The organism is Paenibacillus swuensis (assembly GCF_001644605.1).
Taxonomy (GTDB): Bacteria; Bacillota; Bacilli; order Paenibacillales; family DY6; genus Paenibacillus_N; species Paenibacillus_N swuensis.
In genome coordinates, this window is the sequence record NZ_CP011388.1 from 2,913,966 (window position 1) to 2,935,418 (window position 21,453).

The following is a 21,453-nucleotide window of genomic DNA, read 5'->3' on the forward strand; positions in this document are numbered from 1 at the left end:
ACCCTTCGGGGTGGTTTTTTATGATAGAAAGTATTTAATGTTGGATGATACCGAGGGTTTACACTTTTTTAGGTAGGGTGTTCGTTTACTTATTTGAACTGGAATGCCGGGTTATCCCGAACGCTCAGTGGTGTGGTGTGATGTGGTGTGATAGGAGAAGGCAATGAAAAGAGATTTGGAAAATGAGGGATAATGTGTTTAGAGAAGTGAAAATGTTTAGTAGAGTGAAAATGAATTGTAAAAAATGTTTGTCCATGAGTTAGGCAACCTGTACATGTAAGCACATCGGTTTGCGTGAAATGAGTTGTTTATAAGTAACAGCAGGTGTATCTATGAACAGCCGAAATAACTTCGACACAGCACGGTTCGGTTTAAACGAATGATTGATACGATAGGAGACTTCATCCAGATACGATTGTAAATGCTTGTCACTTACTCCGTAATATCGCTCGTTTATTCTAACAGGAACAGAATCACAAATGATATTTAATGTGTCGCAAGCGTTATACTTTCTGTAACCGTAATGAACAAAAGGAACTCGGACCGAATGACTGACATGATTCTGAATGAAGTTGGAATAATCCCAATAACTAAGTTCTTTGTTAGGATGATGTTTCGGTATAAAAACATGCTTCAGCTTAATATAGGAAACTTCACCATAGTTAAGAGTGGCCCCACCAACAAATGGCTGCTCATTGCGCATTTTCTTAAAGCCTTTAATATGGAAATTGCACGGATTGTACTCAGCTGAAATCACTTCGACAAGTCCGGTGAGCAGCTGATCTGCATCTCCTTGCTGAATGGCATGGCGAAGTTTGTGAAGGATCAACCAAGCCGTCTTATAAGTGACTCCAATAATGGTGGATAGTTGCACCGCGTTGATTGAAGCTGAAGGGTTAGCAATGAGAAATAAAGCTTGAAACCATTTATGCAGCAAAGTACGGCTTCCTTGCATAATCGTCCCCACGAGAAGAGAAGCTTGATACTTGCAGTTGCGGCATTCATACAGAGGCAGCCGACGTGTAGTAATGACATGGGCATCAGCGCAGTCGCACCGCGGACAACGGTAACCGTTAGGCCACTTGGTGGAGATCAGGATGGGAAGACAAGAAGCCTCATCATGATACTTATGTCTGAATTGGTCGAAAGTTACTTCGCTAATAGACATAATCCTCAATCCCCTCAATTAATTAAGAACAAGTGTTCGATATATGTCATATAATACCAAACAAATGTTCTTATTTCAAGTGTTTTTTTGAAAAGAACCCAAATCGTTTTCAGCTGATTCCTCGGGATAACCCAGCATCTGAATTAAATAATGTTTACCTGATTCTTCGGGATAACCCAGCATCTGAATTAAATAATGTTTACCTGATTCCTCGGGATAACCCAGCATCGGAGTTGAAATACATAAATACTTGGCAGTTGACCAAGCAACATTGACTAAGCAACAGAAGTCGGAATTGAGGGATTTCCCGGCGCTACACGATCGTGACGCACACGGCTTTTTAATGCGGTATTGCTAAGGGTGGCTGTTGTCATCGATATACATAAGATGTGAGAGCGATACCTTTTTTTTTTGCAAAAAGTCCCCACTAGGTTATACTATCACTGTAACTGCGATTGAAATCTAATCCAAACAGGAGGAATGAACATGCCAACTATTCAAGTAGAAGGTAAAGGCTCGTTTCAGACGGAAGAAGGTACGAAGCTGGTGCTTGCCCTAGAGGATAACGGGGTAGATATTCTTCACCGTTGCGGCGGGAACGCCAAGTGCACAACCTGTCGTGTTGAGGTGTTGGAAGGCGATGCAGGTCTCGTTGGTGAAGCGGAAGCCGCGCTGCTTCAAGCCAAAGGCATTACGGAACCGAACATCCGTCTGTCATGCCAAATCCATGTAAGCTCTGATCTTTCCGTTACCCCGCTGATGACCGTTGCATCCTCCGGTATGGAAGCCGGAACGCGTCCGCAAGATTAAATTACATAAGCTTACGAGCTAACGTCAGATGAAACCGCGCCGCTCCTGCCTATGATGGGCCGGGTAGCGCGGTTATTTATGTTGGGTTACACCAAAATATGGTATGATGTAAGCTGATCTTATTCTATCGGAGGTATAATCTATGACAACTCCCATTGTGCAGTTGCGCAATGTAACCAAGCGCATCGGTTCCAAGACCATCATCGATGATCTTACGTTTGATGTACCCCAAGGCGAGGTCTTCGGCTTTCTGGGCCCTAATGGCGCAGGGAAGACTACAACCATCCGGATGATGGTCGGATTAATCTCCATGACCAAAGGCGAGATTCTGATTCACGGACACAGCATCTCCAAAAACTTCGAGCAAGCCATCCGCCACGTAGGCGCGATTGTCGAAAACCCGGAAATGTACAAGTTTCTGACAGGCGCCGACAACTTGAAACATTATGCACGCATGATACCCGGTATTACCAAGGCCCGCATTCAGGAGGTCATTGACCTTGTCGGCCTTCAAAACCGCATTGACGAGAAGGTGAAAACCTACTCCCTCGGCATGCGCCAACGGTTGGGGGTTGCGCAAGCGTTATTGCACCGCCCGAGCCTGCTCATCCTGGACGAGCCTACCAATGGCCTGGATCCGGCCGGCATCCGCGAGCTGCGCGATTATCTGCGCCGTCTGGCGAAGGAAGAAGGCATCGCTATCGTTGTTTCCAGCCATCTGTTGTCAGAGATGGAGTTGATGTGTGACCGTGTCGCCATTATCCAGCAAGGCAAGCTGATTGATGTTCGCCATATTCGCGAAGAGGGTGTGCTGCAAACCGGCGCGATTACCTCGCTTGACGTGGATCAACCGGCACATGCCGCGGAAGCTGTGAATATGTGGAATGACACGCTAAATGCCGCCGCTGTGGAAGGCATGCTGCAAGTGGTCGCCGAACGTGAACAAATTGCCGAACTAAACGCATTCCTCATAAAACAAGGATACAAAGTATACGGCATTCGTACAGTAACGAAGTCGCTGGAAGATCAATTCTTAGAAATGACAGGAAGTGATCCGATTGGTTAACCTCATTCAGAACGAGAACATGAAAATCTACAAGCGTTGGCGGACGTGGATCATGATTATTTTGCTCGCTGCGCTCACGATTGTAATGGCTTATGTAATTAAGCAGGTGAGTCCTGACAGCACGGGAGACTGGCGGGTAAAGCTGGAGGAACGGGTTAAACAGTCCGAGGATTCGCTCAAGGATACACCGGAGTTTCTTCGTAAACAGGTCGAGGAACAGATTGCTGTGGACCAAGAACATCTGAAACGGGACATTCCTCCTTCGGATACGACGTTCTGGGGCGGGGTGAACAATGCTTCCTTATTAATTGTCCTGGTAACCATATTCACGGTAATCGTAGCCGGCGAAATCGTGGCGGGGGAGTTTACCTGGGGAACGATTAAGCTTTTGCTGATCCGACCTGCGAGCCGCGCAAAAATTTTGCTCTCCAAGTACATAGCCAGCTTTCTGTTTGCGCTCTTCATGCTGTTGGTGCTGTTGCTGACATCCATTCTGGCGAACGGGGTGCTGTTCGGTTTTAACGGCGGGCTCACCCCTTATTTGTATATGAATGACAAAGGAACCATTTCCGAAATCCCTGTCGTGCTGCATGTGCTGAAAACCTACGGCTACCAATGCGTTCAGCTGATTATGGTCGTGTCTTTGGCTTTTATGATCTCAACCGTGTTCCGGAGCGCTTCGCTCGCGATTGGTTTGTCCATCTTCCTGATGCTGATCGGTCCGAACATTACACCGCTTCTGATGAGATACGATTGGGGCAAATACTATTTATTCGCGAATACAGATCTGACGCAGTATATGAACGGCATACCGAATGAAGGCATGAGCATGGGATTTTCGGTGGCGGTGCTGGCCGGGTATTTTATTCTGTTTAACGTGCTTTCCTGGTTCATTTTTACTAAACGAGATGTCGCTGGGTAATTCAGGTTATCGTTAGATGTGCGTTGTTTCTTTTGGCAAAATAGTATATAATCGCATAAAAGCTTTAAAGCGCTAAATTCACTGACGGGAGAATACGAATCATGGACAAGCATAAGAAGTATAACATTGTAGACTGTACCATCCGCGATGGAGGTCTCGTGAATAATTGGGATTTCAGTATTGATTTCGTACAGAATTTGTACGAAGGGCTGAACGAAGCCGGCGTGGAATACATGGAGATCGGCTACAAGAACTCGCCTAAGCTGTTGAAAGGTGCGGAAGATGCGGGTCCTTGGCGTTTCCTCGACGACGATTTCCTCAAGAAGATTATTGACAAGAAGGAAACGAAGCTTTCCGCTCTGGTGGATATCGGACGTGTGGATGAGCATGATATTTTGCCGCGCAGTGAGAGTTTGCTGGATTTGATCCGGGTCGCATGTTATGTGAAAGATGTGGATAAGGCGATCGACCTGATTCAGAAGTTCCATGATAAAGGCTATGAGACGACCCTGAATATTATGGCGTTGTCCAACGTGATGGACAATGAGCTGATGGAAGCGTTCGAGGAGATCAAGAACAGTCCGGTTGACGTCGTGTACGTGGTGGATAGCTTCGGTTCTCTGGATCATAATGACATTAAATATTTGGTGGAGAAGTTTAAGACGCATCTGCCGAACAAGAAACTGGGAATTCATGCGCATAACAATATGCAGATGGCATTCGCGAACACGTTGGTTGCGGCGGAATTGGGCGTGGAATACCTGGACGCTTCCGTGTACGGTATGGGCCGCGCCGCGGGTAACACCCCTACGGAGCTGCTGGTTACGCACCTGAAGAACCCGAAATACAACACGCGTCCTGTCATCGATTTGATTGAGCGCCTGATGGTGCCTCTTCGCGAGAAAGAGGAGTGGGGCTACATTATCCCATACATGATTACAGGTTCCCTCGATGAGCATCCGCGTTCCGCCATGGCATTGCGTGACTCCGAGAACAAGGACAAGTTCCTGGATTTCTACGATCAGTTAACTTCCCCGGAAGTGTTGCATAAGAAGGATTAGGTTGATATAGGTTGAAGGGCTAGAATGAAGAGCTTAATTGAAGAGCTGATTGAAGGGCATAATTGAAGAGCCGTAATGAACTATTGTAGCGCGTGAAGAATGCCGCTCCTTTCCGATGATAAACGGATAGGGGCGGTTTTTATTTTAGGTAGGATTCTGTGTGAGGAGGAGAAGTGGGAATGAGTAGTTTTAAATTGGCGTATGAGGGTTGGATGGAAAAGCAAATTCAATCATCTTCAGGGGAACGGCGGCGCCGGTTATTGAACCATGGGCATGCAGAGCGGGTGTTTCTAGAGACAGTGTGGTGGCCGGCGGTGGGTAGATTCGATTGTTTGCAAGCAGAATATGAAGTCATGGATTACAGGGATCGTACGCGTTATCTGGATTTTGTGTATTTGCGGGCACCTTACCGTGTTTGTCTGGAAATTGACGGATATGAGACACATGGGCGTTCGGACCGATATACCTTTTCCGATGATCGGCGCCGACAGAATGGATTGGTTGTGGAGGATTGGAAAGTGCTGCGCTATTCATTTGATGATGTGAAAGATCAGCCGCGGCAATGTCAATTGTCTTTGCAACAGTGGATGGGACGATGGTTTGGAACACGTATGGAAGAACAAAAGGGAGGTGCGTTGGGCATAGTTCATACGGAAATTATCAGATTTATGTCATCTGGAGTAGGGACATCGGTTAGTTTACAAGACATCCAAGCTCATCTGAACATAGGAGAGAAATTGGCGCGTAAGCACCTGAGAGAATTGATGCGACAACAATGGGTTGCCCCGGTATCCGGGACCCAGCGTATTCATGCCTACAAGTTGGCCGAACGAGGCCGTTAGCGTGAGCGGATCGCCAGCTAACGGCGCAAAAGGCCGTTAGCGTGAGCGGATCGCCGGCTAACGGCGCAAAAGGCCGTTAGCGTGAGTGGATCGCCGGCTAACGGTGCAAAAGGCCGTTAGCGTGAGCGGATCGCCGGCTAACGGCGCAAAAGGCCGTTAGCGCGAGCGGATCGCCGGCTAACGGCGCAAAAGGCCGTTAGAGCGAGCGGATCGCCGGCTAACGGCGCAAAAGGCCATTAGCGCGAGCGGATCGCCGGCTAACGGCGCAAAAGGCCGTTAGCGTGAGCGGATCGCCGGCTAACGGCGCAAAAGGCCGTTAGCGTGAGCGGATCGCCGGCTAACGGCGCAAAAGGCCGTTAGAGCGAGCATATCACCGGCTAACGGCGCAAAAGGCCGTTAGAGCGAGCATATCACCGGCTAACGGCGCAAAAGGCCGTTAGCGCGAGGCGATATGCACGCCCACGCCCAACTACAGCGCGGCAACCCGCACCACCCCTTGTCCGCTCGGCCGCACATACAACGCGGTAATCTCCGAAGCCGGCAAAGGCTTGCCGAAGTAAAAGCCCTGAGCAGTGTCGCAATGCAAAGACCGCAGGATCAAGTACTGTTCTATCGTCTCCACGCCCTCGGCTACAATTTTCTTGCGCAGATCATGCCCCATCGAGATAATCGCCTTGGCAATCGATTCTCCGTCGCCCTCATCGTCCATATGGGAGATGAACGAGCGATCAATCTTGATCGTGGAGATCGGCAGCTGTGTCAGTACACTGAGCGAAGAGTAACCTGTGCCGAAATCATCAATCGCAATCCGTATACCGAGACCGATGAGATCCTCCAGCATTTTTCTTGCGACCAGAAGGTTGTTGACGACCGTACTCTCTGTAATCTCCAAACATAAATAGTTGGGATCCGCTCCCGTTTCTTCGATAATTTCCTTGACCATCGCTGCAAAATCCGCCTGCATAAACTGTTTCGATGACACATTGATGGACACCGTGAAGGGGGCGCTCGCCTCGTCCTGCCACAGCTTGGCTTGCCTGCAGGCTTCCTGCAGCACCCAACGACCGATGGGATGGATCAATCCGGAGTTTTCCGCAACCGGAATAAATTCCACCGGTGAAATCGATCCATGCTCGGTGGAGTTCCAGCGGATTAAAGCTTCTACGCCCGTGAAGTTCGTTGTGGAAATATCCACCTGGGGCTGATAATGCACGCTCAGTTCATTACGTTCGAGCGCCCGCCGCAGCAGATGCTCTAACCCCACGTCCTTCATCACATTGTCATTCTGCTCCTTGCTATAGATCCGGTATTGATTCCCGCCGTTTCGCTTAGCATGGTACATTGCCATATCCGCATGTTGAATTAACGTTTCCGCATTCCAGCCGTCGTAAGGATACACGCTGATTCCGATGCTTCCCCCTAGAAAGAAGTCCATATCCTGCAACGTTACCGGCAACATGAACACCTGCAGAAGCTCTTCCGCATACTGCACGACCTCATCGTACTCTTTCACTTCCGGAATCAAAATAATGAATTCATCACCGCCGAACCTGGCGAGCACGTGGCCTGGGTTCAGCTTGCGGCGGAGCCGGTCCGCAATATGCTTTAACGCTTCGTCACCAAAGGCATGCCCCAAAGAATCATTGATCATCTTGAAACGGTCAAGATCAATCAGCATAACCGCTAACTGGTTACCGTTCTCTTGGACGGCAATCAGCGAAGCCTCCAGCTTATGATGAAACATCAAGCGGTTAGGCAGCTTGGTAAGCGTATCGTGATGAGCCATGTAATCCAGGTAGGCTTCTTCTTCATTGCGCTTCGTTACATCCTGAATGACAGCGAGGACATACCATCCGCCGCTGACCGGCATAACATCCGTATCCATCACAAGCATCCGCTGTTCCCCTAGAAAATTCCGCACCAACCATTCCTTATTCATCCAGGGGTTGTTCGGAAATTCCTGCGTGAATTGAGTACGAAATGCATGCTTCTGCTGACCATCCAGAAAATCCACAAACGACGCTCCTAGCAGATGATCAGACATATCCCCGAACAGACGCAATGCGCTGGGATTGGCCTCCCGAATGATTCCATTCTTGTCCATCATCAGGATCGCCGCAGGGGAGAGTTGATAGAGCACTTGAAACCGCTTCTCGACCGATGGCAGGAAATTGTACTTCATCATCAGGATGCGTAAGGATATACCCCAGATAGAAGTGGCGATAAAAAATACCGTTAAAGGAATGACAACATAAGGTTTCGCGGCTTCTATAAGGACATAAAGCAGCAGAACGCCGCCTTGATAACTAAGATTGGCCCGCAGCAAGATAGCATAACGGATCCGTTCGATGGCGGCGGAAGATTTGCGGGCCGCCCAGACCGACACGCCCAAATTAACATTCGAGAATAAAACCAGAACGACGAAGATTACAATTAGACTCGGACCTATATGTTCTATTTTCCAGATTCCTTCTTCACTCGCGCCCGAGGACAGAAAACCAGGACCCCGCAGAAGAAGCGCCGCCGCATAGACGGCCATGGGCAAGAAGGCGACAAAACTGACTTTGCTTAAAGGAAAGCGTGATGACAGTCCGGCAATCTTCAAATGGAGGAGCAACGAGGTGCCCGCGGAAAGAAGGGAAGCCGGGTATACGAAGCAGGCAGCTATATATACAGCGTATTCCTTAGGAAGAAGCTGTTGAACGTATTCAAAGAAGAGCATCATGACCAGAAAGAGCGTTGTAGCTGAAGCTAAACGATTCTCAATATGTTTCGGATCTCTTCGGTAGATAACGAGTGTTGTATCCAGCAGAAAGCAAATGGGCAACAGGAAAAAAATAAACATCAGAACTGGATCGAAAGTCATATTCATCTGTTATTCACCTCATTATGTATAGGTCTTTCGAATTATACTATATACATTCTCGTTCAAACATGTCGATTCCTGCTTCGATACAGATATTTAACAAATTAATACACATTTATGTATAATTATGCAAAAAGAAAAAGGACCGACCTCCGAAGAGTCAGTCCTTGCCGTATAAACGCATGTGCTATGCCCACGATGCCGCGCCTGACCTAACCCGCCGCCTGCGAAATCTCTGACGCCTCCGTCTTCGGCTCCGTCAAAGGCAGCTCGCGCACGCCCTTCACAGCGGCGTCGGCTCGCTCCATGCGACTGACGCCGTTGAACACGCCGCCGTCCTCTACAACCAGCGCGGCCGCGCTAATGTTACCATGCAGCTCGCCGCTGCGGGAGATGATCAGCTTGCCCTTGACCGTGACGTTGCCGACGACTTTGCCGGCAACAAACAACTCGCGCGCGGTCACATTGGACCGCGCCACACCTTGTTCGCCGATCACGACGTCTCCGGCGCATTCAATATCTCCGCTGATTTCGCCTTCAATCCGGAGGCATGTCTCACAAATCAGCTTGCCCTCCAACACGGCGCCCTCGCCGATCAAAGTTCGAACAGAATTTACGTTCCTATTAGTCTTCGTTCTCCCAAACATAGCTGACATCCTTTCCCATGGGCTTGATATAAAGCTGAGGATTGATTTCTTTCCCGTCCCGGTGAATTTCAAAATGGAGATGCGGCCCCGTGCTCCGACCCGTAGAACCAAGCAATCCGATTACGGTTCCCTTGGTTACATGTTGACCGGGCTTGACCATGCGTTTGCTAAGATGCAAATAACTTGTGCTGATCCGGCTTGTATGCCCCAGTACGATATATTGCCCATGCTGTCCATCGGAGTCTGAAACTTCCACGGTACCGTCTGCCGCCGCAAACACCTTGTCCCCCGTGTCTCCCGCGATATCCAGTCCTCTGTGAAAGCTGGGTCTATGATGAAAGGGGTCACTGCGGTAGCCGAAGAGAGAGGTGACTGTACGGGAGGTAGTAGGCCATAGCGTTGGAGTAACGGCTAATTTATGCTGAGCTTCCCGAGCTTTGGCAAGGGTTTCGGCAAGATTCTTTTGCATCGTGCTTAAAAGTGTGTTTAACGAATCGTATTTGGCATTTAAGGTGGTGCTCAGGGCAATCATTTCCTCGTTACTAGGGGGCAGCCATTCCCCGCCGGCGGCTGAGGAAATCGTTTCCGACTCTGCCGAAGGTTTCGCATTCTTGGCGGATGCGGACCGGGACGAAGATTCCTTTCCGTTTCCGAGAAATCCGTTAATCTCAACCTCTAATTCCTGTAAACGGCCAAGTTGCTTCGATACTTGGTTCGCTTGCCGGGAGAGACGAATGACTTCGCTTTGAAGTTGTTCTATATCACTGTTTTTATCAATGACGGTGCGTGTAAATTGGTGGGACTGCTGACGTAAGTCCGATTCCAGCTTGGACTGCGTGTGGCTCGCGTCATAGTGCATCGTGAGAAAGATATACGTTAGTGCCGAGACGCCAAGCAAAGGTAGAGTAAAGATTAGCCACTTGGAAAGACGGAAATGCATCACTGAACGCTCAGGTTCCGGAATAATCAGTAATGTGAATTTACGCTTGTGTTTTCCGAACATGACTACTCCTTTCCGTTTAAATTTGATGGGACCCTACCTTAACGTATTCCTTGTCTATATGAAACATGCCCTTTAATTCGATTCGGACAACCCTTGCTCTTTGCCGCTCTGGGTGGAAGAAGCCTCTTGATTCTGCGGCGGCACGGTGACTTTAGCCAATTCAAAGTGGCCTGCTACCGCGCCTGCCAGAAGGCAGAAGAAGAAGGTGCCTGCGCAGATATTGGCCGCTATCGGTGAGGAAGAACCGACGAAATACCCCACGATTACGGAAATCAGGCTAATCACCGGCATGATGGTTGCGAACCGTACAATCCCCGGGTACGTCATCCGTTCAAAAAAAGGCTTAACCGGCTCAGACCCGCGGTTTTTCTTCGGATCTGCATTCGTTTCCTCAGATTTCGTATGGGACGTCCCCTCCGCAGGTGTGTCTTTGCCGGTATTTGACTTGCTCCCTTTAGAACGCCTTTTTCTAGATGCGACTAAGAGAAGTATCAACAAGGGATAGGGCAATACGATCGCGAAGAGGGGCATCACCTTGACAAAGGCAAGTAAATCAACCACATTCCTTATCGCAAAATTCGATGTCAGTAACACAATCCAGGCAAGTGTCTTGTTAAAGAACGCGGGATTGCCGCCTTTAAAGAAGCTGGACAAACCGTTTAAGATGGCGTGATAGGTCGCGATGATTTTGAACAGGAAAATGGGGAACCACACGCTGTAGAAGAAAATTTCGATGCGGTCCAGAAAATCCGTCAGATGGATACTTTGAACAAGCATATATAGGGGGTAGATGGATCGGCCGCCAATGCTGGGACCAAGAACAGCTACGGTAATTAGAATAAAGACCGTGCTGGTAAAGCTGCCAAACAGAATCCCGTAACGAATAGAGGTATGTACCTGTCTGGGCACCGTAACCATATGGAGAAAGGCCCCTACAATAATTAAGTCGCCGTAACTGCCCAATGTCAGAATGTTGGTAACGGCAAACTCCCCGAGATTGTCATTAAACAGCGGCAAAATGTCGCGGAAAGCGAACTCGTTGGAAATGAAGATAGGCAGTGTCGCGACCATGATCATGAAGATCGGGAACATAATATCATTCACCCTCACCGCCACTTCGAAAGAGCTGCGTCCAAAGTAGATCAGCACGGCGAACAATGTAAACAGAAGTATTTCTTCCGGTGTGCGTTGAAGAAGCATAGTCTTGATAAAGATGGTAAGTCCCTTGAGATCCTTGCATAGGAGCATCCAGAAATACAGGATCAAGATCAGATTAATCAGCCCGCCGCCGACATTTCCTAATTGCATCCGGCAGATTTCGAATATGTTTTTGCCCGGAAACACGGTTGCCAATTTATAAATCAAGTAAGCTAATCCAAGCGAATACAACATCGGTCCGACGGTGGTCACCCAAGCGTCAATACCGGAAACACGGATGATCTCTTTATAAGAAGCGCTGAAGCTTCCTGTAATCAATATGGTTGCTGTCAGCCAGCCCAACTGGCGGGCTCCCATTTGTTGAATGACGGGTTTCATAGCTATTCACCTCCGTTTGTTCTAATGTCGCAGATGCAGTAAATCGGAAAACCAGGGGGACACATAGCGAATGATGAACTGCGTCGGCAACATAGGTGTGATATCCAACAACACCATCAACCAGAGTACGAGGAAAATCCCGTTCAGGAAGTAATAAGTTCCACGCACGGCGCCGGACGGCTTCACCTCCCGAAACAGTTTGCGGTCGACAAGCAAGGAACATACATATCCGATAGTCATGATCAATAACAGCGTAGTACTCACAGTTTCGGCTCCTTTTTTACAATATTTTCTGAAATGAGTCCGGAACGGGTAATGTTGGTTGAAACATGCACATGAAATTTAGAATTGGGGAAGCCCTGTTCTTTCCAATTATTCTTCATACGCTTCCATTCTCCGGGAAATTCACGTGAGATGACTCGACCAAAACCAACGGCATCCGATTTGTTTTCTTGTAACTGCGCAAGCATTTGGGTCATTTTCACTTCAAATTGTTTACTTAATTTTTCCTCAATTTTCCGGTTGTTGGATTGATGAGTTACGTCCATCATACTTTCGTTCTCCACAATGGTAACGGCAGCGGATGCGTGAATATCGAACTCCGGTTTATTTCTGACCAATTTGGATTTAATCTTGAGTCTGCCTCCGGTTACGAACAGTTCAATACTTTCGTCTTTGGTAATTTGCAGCGTTGTGAACGCAACACGCCGATTGGTAAGAAAGCCGAGCGCGACAGCGTTTCCGCCGCTCAGATTACCTGTCATCTTCCCTTGGTCGAACAAGGCGTATCCCTCAAAGGAGATTTCTTTGGACGGCTTTGCTCCTTTCTGCGATTCAACCACTCCCATATATGGAATCATGCTGTCTTGACCTTCAATACTCATGGAATCCGCAACGTCTTTCACCGTGATTTGCAATGGCTTGACGAGCTCGCGCAAAGCCTCCGCGGGGAACCGTTCGAATTTGGGCTCCGCATTCAGCAGATCGTATCCCTTGCCTTTGGCGATAATCATGTAGGAAGACAGGCGGAATTCTGTACCTCTCCCCATAGATGCGAATATATTTACAATTCCTTCTTTTTTGGCAAGTTCTTCACCAATGATGTTTACACGGACATGAGACGTTGTCATGAATCGGGACATCCGATTTTGCATTTTATTGATGGCGTCGCCTACGGTCTTTCCCGTATCCGAATCGATGTAATAGCTCTTGTCTCCCCCGGTCCCGCCGCCTCCGCCCGAAGCTCCGCCCATCTGACCCGGAAGTGAGATTTGGACCGTTACACGGTATTTCCCGTCATCTTCGAGGTCAACTGCGGTAGCAAGCACAAACCCGACATCATTAATTTCTCTGCGGTCCCAACAGCCCGTCATCAGAAGAACGGAACAAGCCAGAAGAAGCAGTCCACATCGTTTAATTGGTTTCATCGGGTTTCCCTCCTGACGGATCATGGGGAATCGATTTCCCTTTCTGACCGCTCTGCTGAATGATCATATGCTGCATGCTCGGATCGACCCGCTGCTCATTGTGCACAGGCATATACTTCGGCCGCTTGTTTAACAGATGCAGGGGTGCCCGAACCAGCGTATCCTTCATATCCCTCAGGGTGAGCGGGGCTGCCGGGGACAGATAAGGAATGCCGAAGGAGCGGAGGTTGGCCATATGTCCCAACATGAAGAAAATGCCGAGCAGAATTCCGTACATGCCGAAGGTTGCCCCCAAAAACATTAGCGGAAAGCGGAGCATTCGCACCGCGATAGCGGCGTTATATCGCGGGATCGCGAAGGAAGCGATCCCTGTCAGGGAAACGACGATAACGACAGGCGCGGAGACGATGCCCGCGGTTACGGCGGCTTGTCCGATCACCAGCGCGCCCAAGATACCCAAGGCGGATCCTACCGCTTTAGGAAGTCTGACCCCGGCTTCGCGCAGGGATTCAAAGATAATCTCCATTAATAACGCCTCAATCACGGCGGGAAATGGAATCGCCTCCCTTGCGGCGGCGATGGAAAGCATAAGAGAAGTAGGCAGTAAATCCTGATGGAAAGTGGTCACGGCAACATACAAAGCGGGTGTGGTTAAAGACAGCACGAGTAAGAAATAACGTAACAGACGGACCAGACTGGTAACCCAGAACCGTTCGTAATAATCTTCACTGGCTTGCATGTACTGCCAGAAGACGGTTGGCACAATGAGAACGAAAGGCGTACCGTCTACGAATATAGCCACCCGGCCTTCCAGAAGAGAGGCCGCAACGGTATCGGGCCGTTCCGTGATCTGGACCTGGGGGAAGGGGGAATACACACTATCCTCGATTAATTCTTCCACATAGGCGCTTTCCAGAATGGCGTCAATATCAATTTTCTGAAGACGCTTCTCCACTTCTTCCACGACCGCCTGATCGGCGATTTGATCCAGGTAAGAGATGACAATGTTGGTGTTGGTCTGTTTCCCGAGCACCAAGGCTTTCATTTTCAGATGTGGAGTTTTTAACTTGCGGCGCACCATGGAGGTGTTCGTTCTTAAATTCTCAATAAAGCCTTCCCGCGGACCTCTGACCACAGATTCCGTTTCAGGCTCGGCTACAGATCTTGTGGAAGGACCGCGAAGTCCCAAGAGCAGTACAGAGCTGTCCCCTTCCAGAAGAATTCCCGTGTCTCCGCCAAGCACGGCGAGCAGAAATTCGCTATAATTACTTGAGGTTTTCATTTGTCCGGAAGGAATGGAACGCTCCGCCAGCTTCTCAATAGTCGGCTCATCACCTTCGAGAATCATGATGGCTTCGAGGGCGGCGTTAACTTGCTGCGAACTCACCAATCCGTCGATGAATACGGCCAAGGCTTTCTTGCCGCCCTGGACCTCAAATGGCAGAACGACAAAGTCCGAGCTGTCTTTGAATAAAGCTTCGATTTGTTTCTTATTTTCTTCAAGACGGGTGGAGAAGCGCTTATCCTTCAGTTCGGTCACAAAGTCATATTCCAGCAAACCCGTTTCCGGTTTGGATTTGGACTTCGATTTCTTCGTTCTCAATTTTCTTTTCAGCAACATGTGCATACCCGCCTTTCTCTTTTGTAAGAACCGCATTGGTCATGTCAAAAGTGGTTATATCTATGTAGAGTGAAATTTGCCCGGGGGTGGAAAGCAATTGTTTTGGTTTTGGATCGCGGCTGTACTGTTTATTTTCATAACGCAGATGGCAACCATATTAATACTTGAATTCCGGCATCCGTCGAAGACGATCGCTTGGATGTTTATTCTGTTTATTTTTCCAATTATCGGATTTGTTATGTATTATTTTTTGGCCAAAGAGTACAAGCACCGTCGCAGAGTACGTCGGAAAGGGAGTCTCATATCCAAGGAGGTTCGAGAGTTTGTCTTTAAAGAGGCGAATATCGTGCGCAAGCCGGAAGATGTGTGTAATGACGAATTCATGGAACAGCATAGGTTATTCGGGTTATTGCAGGCTTTGCCGGACTCCCCAATAACAACTTGTAATGAAACGCAGGTGCTTACAAACGCGGAGCAGACGTACGAAGCGATCTTTCGAGCGATTGAAGGGGCCAAGCATCATGTGCACGTGGAGTATTACATATTTCAGCCGGACAAAATAGGGACGAAGTTCAGAGATTTGCTCATTCGCAAAGCGCAAGAGGGCGTTGAGGTGCGGCTGATAGTGGACGGGGTAGGCAGCCATAATCTGGGGGCTAAATTTCTTAAGCCGCTTAAAGACGCGGGTATCGAGCAGCATTTCTTTCTGCCGCCGATGGTTGCTTTTTTCGACAAGAGAGTGAACTATCGCAATCATCGCAAAATCGTCGTCGTAGACGGTCTCACGGGATTTCTTGGCGGTATTAATATTGGGGACGAGCATCTTGGAGCCAATGAAATATTGGGATTCTGGAGAGATACGCATTTACGGGTTACGGGAGACGCTGTGTATTTTCTGCAACATACGTTCCTTACGGACTGGGCTTTTGTCAGCAAAAGAAAGATTACGCATCTGGAATATTTCCCGAAGCATGGTTGCGTGGGCAAGGAACAGGTACAGATTATTTCCAGCGGTCCCGATGTACAGTGGGATTCCATTCTGGAGATGATATTCGGGGCGATTACCGTTGCCAAAAAGAGAATCTGGATCGCCTCGCCTTATTTCATCCCGGATGACAGCATCTATATGGCTCTCAAAACCGCGGCGGTCAGCGGGCTGGACGTGCGGTTAGTGCTGCCCGGTATTCCTGATTCCAGATTGGTTGAACTAGCGGCTATGTCTTATCTGGAAGAATTGATGCAAGCAGGGGTGCGGGTGTTCTCGTACCAGAAGGGGTTTATTCACGCGAAAATCATGGTCATCGACAACATGCTGGCCACGGTGGGGACGGCGAATATGGATATGCGAAGCTTCTTCAGCAATTTCGAATTAAACGCCGTCATGTTTGACAAGAAATCGATTAGACGTATAGAAGAGGATTTTCAGCAGGATTTGAAAGACAGCAAAGAATTAGACCTCAAGGAATTTTCCATGAGGTCCCGAATGCAGAGAAGCAAGGAAGTATTGGCCAGATTGCTGTCGCCGTTATTGTAATTACTTCAGATGTTGGAGAATAGAATACAGATTCTGAGCGGGGACCTCCTGAATGAGGTCCCCGTATGTATGTAATCGTTCCTGGATATTAAACAGGTGGAAGTCTTGCGCGGTAATGCCCATCTTTAGTTCCTCCCATTTAAGCGGAGTCGACACCGGCGCGAAAGGGCGTGCCCGAGGGGTATAGGGGGCGGACAAGGTTTTGCCGGAATAATGCTGTAAATAATCGATATAAATGAGGTCGCCTCGGTTCTTCTTCAAGCGTTCAATCGTGAATAGGTTCGGGTGGGACTTGACCAGAAATTCTCCGATGAATTGCCCGATTTTCCGCAATTCGTCGAAAGTGATGCCGCGTTCGATCGGGACATAAATCTGGACGCCGGTGGCGCCTGACGTCTTTGGTACTGCCTGAATCTTTAGTGAATCGAGCACTTCGCCAACAAGATAAGCGGCTTCCATGATGCGGGGTTCGACTTCAAGGGAAGGGTCGATATCAATCACCCATTCGGCAGGCAGGGGATCGTTGATGTAATTAAAGGAGGGGTGAAATTCCAGACAGGCCAAATTCCCAAGCCATAACAGGGTCGGGAGAGAGTCCAGATTTACATAATCAATGCCGTCCAAGGAAGCTGTGCTGACGAATTCAGGTGTAGGCTCAGGGCAATTTTTCTGATAGAAAGACTTTCCGTCAATCCCGTTCGGCCAACGGATGGTTGTCAAATACCGATTGTCGCAATACTTCAATAAATAAGGCGACAACGCGGCCAGCTTGGAAAGGTAATCCGCCTTGGTGATCTGTTGATCGGGCCATAAATATTTATCCGGGTTGGATACGGTAATTTCACAGCCTTCAACGATGACAACGCCTTTCTTTCCTTTAGCAGCGCACATAAGAGACCTCCTAAACTTCAGGTACTTTAACGATTTGAGGGTGGCGGAGCAGTCCGGCCGATGTAATTTCCAATCCGGTAACCGGGCAAGGGAAAGGTTGGCTTGTCCATAGCACCGTTTCCCCTTTCAGATCGGCAGGTAAAGCGTGAAAGGGCCGTTGATCCAAGGGATGGTCCTGGATATACTGCATGATTCTCCTTTTATGGCCTACATTCAGACCCAGCGATACGCGTCCGAAATAAACACCGTCGACAGCCATGACCAGACTTGCGACTTGACCTTCCCGCACCGTGACGCCGACAATATCCACCGTCAAGTTCACCGTAATTTTCTTCTTAAACCAATCCTTGTGTTTCTTCCCTTCTTTATAAGAACCGGACAGCCGCTTGCTGACGATGCCTTCCCAGCCGTTGGTGCTGACCCAGTTCCATAGGGCGGCCCCGTCATGGAATAAATCGCTCACCAACAGATTCGGATGCTTGTCCGGAAACCGGGCAAGCAGACGTTGATGGCGCTCGGCGTAAGGAAGCTTCCGCAGATCCTCGCCATCTTCGTAAAGCAAGTCGAACAGGACATAAACGACGGGACTGCGTTCCATCATGTCCTTGATTCCTGTGGCGGAGCGGGTACGTTCCCGTTGGAGCACCTTCTGGAAGACAGGACGTTGCAGCACAGGATCAATGACGACCGCTTCCCCGTCCAGAAGAAGCTCTCCCTTCAGGGAAGAGAGGCGCTGCGCCACTTCAGGATACACGGAATTTTTAAGCAACATCTTCCGGGAATAGAGATCGACTTTGCCGTTCCCCACGGCGGACAGTAACCGAACTCCGTCCCACTTGATTTGATACCCCCAGTCGTCTCCTTCAGGAATGGCTTCCTGAAGGATCGGAGCCATCGGGTTTCCGGGCAATGGAATCATCCGATATCTTTGGCTTTCGCTTTCGTTTTACGTTTCTTCTTCTCTTCGGGAGCAGCTTCGGCGGATGCTGCGCCTTTTCCAGCCGGTGGGGCGGCGGCGAGGGAAGCTTGCAATGCGGACATCAGGTCAATGACATTGGTCTGTTGCTGCTGAGGAGCAACTTTAATTTCCTCGCCCGCGACTTTGGCTTGTATCAGGTTCATCAGATCCTCTCGGTATTGATCCTTATACTTACCCGGTTCGAACGGTGTCGACAACTGTTCGATCAACATTTTGGCCATCGTCAACTCTTTATCGTTCACTTGGATCGCCTGAGGCAGGTTCGGAACTTGGGAAATCGGGCGAATTTCATCCGGATAGAAGATCGTTTCCATGGAAATACAGTTATCTATTACACGGATGGCCGCCATGGAGCTTTTGGAACGAATGGAGATTTGAGCGATACCGATTTTACCGGATTGGCGCATGGCTTCCAGCAATAGATTATAGGCGTTGGCTCCCGCTGAATCCGGTGAGAGGTAATACGTTTTCTGGAAATAGATCGGATCAATTTCATTCAAATCCACGAAGTCCAGTATTTTAATTTCTTTGTTTCCCGCGGAACCGATGGACTCCAGTTCATCCTTCTCAAACAGAACGAAACGGCCTTTCTCATACTCATAACCCTTTGCGATGTCTTCCCATTCCACTTCCACATCATGCACGGGACATTTTCGGATATAAGCCAGCGGCGAACCGCAATCTTTATGTATGTAGCGCATGGAGATGTCTTTGTCTTCCGTAGCGGAGAACATCTTAACAGGGACGTGAACCAGGCCAAAGGAAATGGCGCCTTTCCAAACCGTATGCATAATAAACCTCCAGATCAATTAGATTTTCGGGTGTATCCCGAGGATTGATATTCTAGTATACGTAGAAGTCTGAACTTAAATATCCTGAAGTATCATTTTTCACCATATAAGTCCTTGGTATACCTGACAAAAGCCACTTTAAGCGGTGAATTGAGAAAGCTTTGCTATGTACAGAAACTAAATTCCGGTCAATGTTTGCGGCTTGTACTTCGTACCGATATAATAATAGACAGCCATTGTCATGTTAGGAGTGAGCTTTGTGTTCGCAGAGCCTGTAGGCTATGAGTTTATAGCAAGAACGGAAGAAGATACGTTAAGATTGGCCGCGCTTCTGGCCGGGCGCATTCAGGCAGGTACGATTGTGGCGCTGGACGGCGATTTAGGCGCGGGGAAGACGCGGTTTTCGAAAGCTTTCGCAGAGGCTATGGGCGTACCCGGGGTCGTGAACAGTCCGACATTTACCATTATTAAAGAATACCGGGGGGAGGTATTTCCCCTTTATCATATGGATGTATATCGTATTTCGGAAGAAGAGGCCGGCGATCTGGGACTGGATGAATATTTCTATGGAGACGGTGTGACGATCGTGGAATGGGCAAGCATTGTGGAAGATTTGCTCCCCGCGGAACGGCTTTCCATGTTCATTGAACATCTGGGCGGCGAGGAGCGGCGGTTTCGAATCGATGCCCGCGGGGAACCTTATGTTCATTGGTGCGAGGCATTGGAAGAAGCCGGTGTTGTACGGAAGAGGTAGAATGGTAACAGTGAAGGAAAGCGAAAAGAAAAGCAAGAGATGGCAAATTGTCAGGCAGCCAAATGGATAGCCAGCCGAATAGCTAGCATGAAACATGGTTATTGACATTAGGTAATCTATCTGTTGCAGCATAAAGGGGCTTAGCGCGGTGAGCGATTCAAGGGAACATAACAAAGCTGTAGACAAGCATAGCCGCATTTTAGCGATGGATACTTCCACCTCGTCGATGTCGGTAGCGGTATTGGAAGGCAACCGGATGCTGGAAGAAGTAAATTCGTTCGCGGAGCGGAATCATTCCTTATATCTTCTTCCGATTATCCAGCAATTGTTGGGCGCGTTGAATATGCAGGTGTCCGATCTGGACGGGATTGCCGTAGGTCGGGGACCCGGCTCCTATACAGGGGTGCGCATCGGCGTAACGGTAGGCAAAACGTTGGCGTGGGCAAACCGGATTCCTGTCATCGGGGTGTCGAGCTTGGAGGCGCTTAGCTATGGAAGCAGGGGAATGTGCAAGGGAGAACGTGGCGATGCCCTGAGCAATGAGTGGATCGTACCTCTGATGGATGCCCGCCGAGGTCAGGCTTATACGGCGCTATTCCGTTGCCGTAGGGATGGATCGGGTTGGGAACGCATGGCTGAGGATGCGGTACTCCTTGTTGAACCGTGGTTACAGGAACTGAAGAAACGTATGACCGGAGAACAATTGCCGGAACGGGTTGTGTTTGTCGGAGAACTTGAGAAGTTTACGGAGCTTATTCATGCGTTCGGGGAAGCAGCCGGAGTTGAAGTGCAGATCTCAGACCGCTCTATACGCGCGGAACATATCGGTCAATTGGCGTTTGAGCAATGGTCTTCGGGCATGCAGGAGGATACTCACGCTTTTGTGCCGAATTATACACAGTTGGCGGAAGCCGAAGTGAATCTTAAAGCGGCGAAGAAGTAAGGGGAGATCATTCCATGTTGGACGCTAAATTTCATGCGCAAGAGACTGAAGGCTTGGCATTTCGGCCTATGCGGGTCGAGGACATTCCAAGCATCTGTGTCATCGAGGAAGAATCATTCAGCACGCCTTGGACATCGGGTGCTTTCTATAATGAATTGACGAACAATCATTTTGCAAAGTATATCGTTATGGAAATTCAAGGGGAAATCGCCGGATATGGCGGCATGTGGCTTATTATGGACGAGGCGCATGTTACGAATGTCGCTGTTCGCGAACCTTTCCGCGGCCGCAAGTTGGGTGAACGGATGATGCGGGAAATGCAGGCTACGGCCGTAAGTTCAGGTGCCGTTAAGATGACGCTCGAGGTGCGCGTCTCCAATCGGGTTGCCCAAAACTTATACGAAAAGCTGGGCTTCACACAAGCCGGTGTGCGCAAGGGCTATTACAGCGATAACCAGGAAGATGCGCTGATTATGTGGGCGGATTTACCTTTGAAGTAAAAGATGGGATGAAGCGGTATGATTTGAATCGCGAGAATAAGCGAGGATGCCGCATGATGTAAGTAAATACAGTGATGACAAGATGATATAGG

At 48.9% G+C, this 21,453-nt stretch carries 20 protein-coding genes; 9 read left to right on the forward strand and 11 right to left on the reverse strand.

Features of this window, described 5'->3' with window-relative positions; genetic code table 11:
• Nucleotides 1-259: 259 nt before the first annotated feature.
• On the reverse strand, nt 260-1,168 hold the full coding sequence (locus SY83_RS12830; RefSeq protein ID WP_068607072.1) for a transposase: 909 nt from the start codon (nt 1,166-1,168) through the stop codon (nt 260-262).
• Between the two features lie 486 nt (nt 1,169-1,654).
• Between SY83_RS12830 and SY83_RS12835 the strand changes: the two genes are divergently transcribed.
• The 5 genes from SY83_RS12835 (at nt 1,655) to SY83_RS12855 (ending at nt 5,869) form a co-directional block, all read left to right on the forward strand.
• The gene (locus tag SY83_RS12835; RefSeq protein WP_068607074.1) at nt 1,655-1,978 is read left to right on the forward strand and encodes a 2Fe-2S iron-sulfur cluster-binding protein; all 324 of its coding nucleotides are present in this window, start codon (nt 1,655-1,657) and stop codon (nt 1,976-1,978) included.
• Between the two features lie 142 nt (nt 1,979-2,120).
• Entirely contained in the window at nt 2,121-3,044 is a 924-nt protein-coding gene (locus tag SY83_RS12840; RefSeq protein WP_068607076.1) for an ABC transporter ATP-binding protein, read from the forward strand.
• On the forward strand, nt 3,028-3,966 hold the full coding sequence (locus tag SY83_RS12845) for an ABC transporter permease (RefSeq protein WP_197479848.1): 939 nt from the start codon (nt 3,028-3,030) through the stop codon (nt 3,964-3,966). The genes SY83_RS12840 and SY83_RS12845 overlap by 17 nt, the downstream gene beginning before the upstream one ends.
• Before the next feature lie 101 nt (nt 3,967-4,067).
• The gene (locus tag SY83_RS12850) at nt 4,068-5,027 is read left to right on the forward strand and encodes an aldolase catalytic domain-containing protein (RefSeq protein WP_068607080.1); all 960 of its coding nucleotides are present in this window, start codon (nt 4,068-4,070) and stop codon (nt 5,025-5,027) included.
• Nucleotides 5,028-5,206: 179 nt separating this feature from the next.
• Nucleotides 5,207-5,869 carry a hypothetical protein gene (locus tag SY83_RS12855; RefSeq protein ID WP_068607082.1) on the forward strand — a complete coding sequence of 221 codons (663 nt, stop codon included), beginning with the start codon at nt 5,207-5,209 and terminating at the stop codon, nt 5,867-5,869.
• 469 nt (nt 5,870-6,338) lie between these two features.
• On the opposite strand, the gene SY83_RS12860 is transcribed toward SY83_RS12855, so the two are convergent.
• From SY83_RS12860 to SY83_RS12890, 7 genes are all read right to left on the reverse strand, one after another.
• Complete coding sequence (locus SY83_RS12860) at nt 6,339-8,741, reverse strand: putative bifunctional diguanylate cyclase/phosphodiesterase (RefSeq protein WP_068607084.1); 2,403 nt, start codon at nt 8,739-8,741, stop codon at nt 6,339-6,341.
• Nucleotides 8,742-8,947: 206 nt separating this feature from the next.
• On the reverse strand, nt 8,948-9,382 hold the full coding sequence (locus tag SY83_RS12865) for a bactofilin family protein (RefSeq protein ID WP_068607086.1): 435 nt from the start codon (nt 9,380-9,382) through the stop codon (nt 8,948-8,950).
• Nucleotides 9,360-10,385 carry a M23 family metallopeptidase gene (locus SY83_RS23655; RefSeq protein ID WP_068607089.1) on the reverse strand — a complete coding sequence of 342 codons (1,026 nt, stop codon included), beginning with the start codon at nt 10,383-10,385 and terminating at the stop codon, nt 9,360-9,362. The genes SY83_RS12865 and SY83_RS23655 overlap by 23 nt, the downstream gene beginning before the upstream one ends.
• 72 nt (nt 10,386-10,457) lie before the next feature.
• Nucleotides 10,458-11,921 carry a GerAB/ArcD/ProY family transporter gene (locus tag SY83_RS12875; protein WP_068607091.1) on the reverse strand — a complete coding sequence of 488 codons (1,464 nt, stop codon included), beginning with the start codon at nt 11,919-11,921 and terminating at the stop codon, nt 10,458-10,460.
• Between the two features lie 21 nt (nt 11,922-11,942).
• A complete protein-coding gene (locus tag SY83_RS12880; RefSeq protein WP_068607093.1) occupies nt 11,943-12,185 on the reverse strand; it encodes a hypothetical protein in 243 nt (80 codons plus the stop codon).
• On the reverse strand, nt 12,182-13,348 hold the full coding sequence (locus SY83_RS12885) for a Ger(x)C family spore germination protein (RefSeq protein ID WP_068607096.1): 1,167 nt from the start codon (nt 13,346-13,348) through the stop codon (nt 12,182-12,184). The genes SY83_RS12880 and SY83_RS12885 overlap by 4 nt, the downstream gene beginning before the upstream one ends.
• Nucleotides 13,335-14,969, reverse strand: a complete 1,635-nt coding sequence (locus SY83_RS12890; protein ID WP_068611087.1) for a spore germination protein — start codon at nt 14,967-14,969, stop codon at nt 13,335-13,337. Before SY83_RS12890 ends, SY83_RS12885 begins: the two co-directional genes overlap by 14 nt.
• Before the next feature lie 145 nt (nt 14,970-15,114).
• On the opposite strand from SY83_RS12890, the gene cls reads away from it, so the two are divergent.
• On the forward strand, nt 15,115-16,503 hold the full coding sequence (cls, locus tag SY83_RS12895; RefSeq protein WP_068611088.1) for a cardiolipin synthase: 1,389 nt from the start codon (nt 15,115-15,117) through the stop codon (nt 16,501-16,503).
• On the opposite strand, the gene ligD is transcribed toward cls, so the two are convergent.
• The 3 genes from ligD to ku are packed head-to-tail and all read right to left on the reverse strand — an operon-like array spanning nt 16,504 to nt 19,164.
• Entirely contained in the window at nt 16,504-17,394 is an 891-nt protein-coding gene (gene ligD / locus SY83_RS12900) for a non-homologous end-joining DNA ligase (RefSeq protein ID WP_068607098.1), read from the reverse strand.
• Nucleotides 17,395-17,404: 10 nt separating this feature from the next.
• Nucleotides 17,405-18,313 (reverse strand): ATP-dependent DNA ligase, encoded by a 909-nt coding sequence (locus SY83_RS12905; protein ID WP_068607100.1) that lies wholly within the window; start codon nt 18,311-18,313, stop codon nt 17,405-17,407.
• A complete protein-coding gene (ku, locus tag SY83_RS12910; protein WP_068607102.1) occupies nt 18,310-19,164 on the reverse strand; it encodes a non-homologous end joining protein Ku in 855 nt (284 codons plus the stop codon). Before ku ends, SY83_RS12905 begins: the two co-directional genes overlap by 4 nt.
• Nucleotides 19,165-19,405: 241 nt before the next feature.
• Here ku and tsaE point away from each other — a divergent pair, with 241 nt between their 5' ends.
• The 3 genes from tsaE (at nt 19,406) to rimI (ending at nt 21,361) form a co-directional block, all read left to right on the forward strand.
• Nucleotides 19,406-19,918, forward strand: coding sequence for a tRNA (adenosine(37)-N6)-threonylcarbamoyltransferase complex ATPase subunit type 1 TsaE (gene tsaE / locus SY83_RS12915; protein ID WP_068607105.1), 513 nt, complete (start codon nt 19,406-19,408; stop codon nt 19,916-19,918).
• Nucleotides 19,919-20,066: 148 nt separating this feature from the next.
• Nucleotides 20,067-20,861, forward strand: a complete 795-nt coding sequence (gene tsaB / locus SY83_RS12920) for a tRNA (adenosine(37)-N6)-threonylcarbamoyltransferase complex dimerization subunit type 1 TsaB (RefSeq protein WP_082882509.1) — start codon at nt 20,067-20,069, stop codon at nt 20,859-20,861.
• 14 nt (nt 20,862-20,875) lie between these two features.
• Entirely contained in the window at nt 20,876-21,361 is a 486-nt protein-coding gene (gene rimI, locus SY83_RS12925; protein WP_068607107.1) for a ribosomal protein S18-alanine N-acetyltransferase, read from the forward strand.
• Nucleotides 21,362-21,453: the final 92 nt, after the last annotated feature.

What these genes read in the sequence shown, in the direction of transcription:
- SY83_RS12830 (WP_068607072.1), bottom strand. Translation starts at nt 1,168, where the DNA reads ATGTCTATTAGCGAAGTAACTTTCGACCAATTCAGACATAAGTATCAT.
- SY83_RS12835 (WP_068607074.1), top strand. Translation starts at nt 1,655, where the DNA reads ATGCCAACTATTCAAGTAGAAGGTAAAGGCTCGTTTCAGACGGAAGAA.
- SY83_RS12840 (WP_068607076.1), top strand. Translation starts at nt 2,121, where the DNA reads ATGACAACTCCCATTGTGCAGTTGCGCAATGTAACCAAGCGCATCGGT.
- SY83_RS12850 (WP_068607080.1), top strand. Translation starts at nt 4,068, where the DNA reads ATGGACAAGCATAAGAAGTATAACATTGTAGACTGTACCATCCGCGAT.
- SY83_RS12855 (WP_068607082.1), top strand. Translation starts at nt 5,207, where the DNA reads ATGAGTAGTTTTAAATTGGCGTATGAGGGTTGGATGGAAAAGCAAATT.
- SY83_RS12860 (WP_068607084.1), bottom strand. Translation starts at nt 8,741, where the DNA reads ATGAATATGACTTTCGATCCAGTTCTGATGTTTATTTTTTTCCTGTTG.
- SY83_RS12865 (WP_068607086.1), bottom strand. Translation starts at nt 9,382, where the DNA reads ATGTTTGGGAGAACGAAGACTAATAGGAACGTAAATTCTGTTCGAACT.
- SY83_RS23655 (WP_068607089.1), bottom strand. Translation starts at nt 10,385, where the DNA reads ATGTTCGGAAAACACAAGCGTAAATTCACATTACTGATTATTCCGGAA.
- SY83_RS12875 (WP_068607091.1), bottom strand. Translation starts at nt 11,921, where the DNA reads ATGAAACCCGTCATTCAACAAATGGGAGCCCGCCAGTTGGGCTGGCTG.
- SY83_RS12885 (WP_068607096.1), bottom strand. Translation starts at nt 13,348, where the DNA reads ATGAAACCAATTAAACGATGTGGACTGCTTCTTCTGGCTTGTTCCGTT.
- SY83_RS12890 (WP_068611087.1), bottom strand. Translation starts at nt 14,969, where the DNA reads ATGTTGCTGAAAAGAAAATTGAGAACGAAGAAATCGAAGTCCAAATCC.
- cls (WP_068611088.1), top strand. Translation starts at nt 15,115, where the DNA reads ATGGCAACCATATTAATACTTGAATTCCGGCATCCGTCGAAGACGATC.
- ligD (WP_068607098.1), bottom strand. Translation starts at nt 17,394, where the DNA reads ATGTGCGCTGCTAAAGGAAAGAAAGGCGTTGTCATCGTTGAAGGCTGT.
- SY83_RS12905 (WP_068607100.1), bottom strand. Translation starts at nt 18,313, where the DNA reads ATGATTCCATTGCCCGGAAACCCGATGGCTCCGATCCTTCAGGAAGCC.
- ku (WP_068607102.1), bottom strand. Translation starts at nt 19,164, where the DNA reads ATGCATACGGTTTGGAAAGGCGCCATTTCCTTTGGCCTGGTTCACGTC.
- tsaE (WP_068607105.1), top strand. Translation starts at nt 19,406, where the DNA reads ATGTTAGGAGTGAGCTTTGTGTTCGCAGAGCCTGTAGGCTATGAGTTT.
- rimI (WP_068607107.1), top strand. Translation starts at nt 20,876, where the DNA reads ATGTTGGACGCTAAATTTCATGCGCAAGAGACTGAAGGCTTGGCATTT.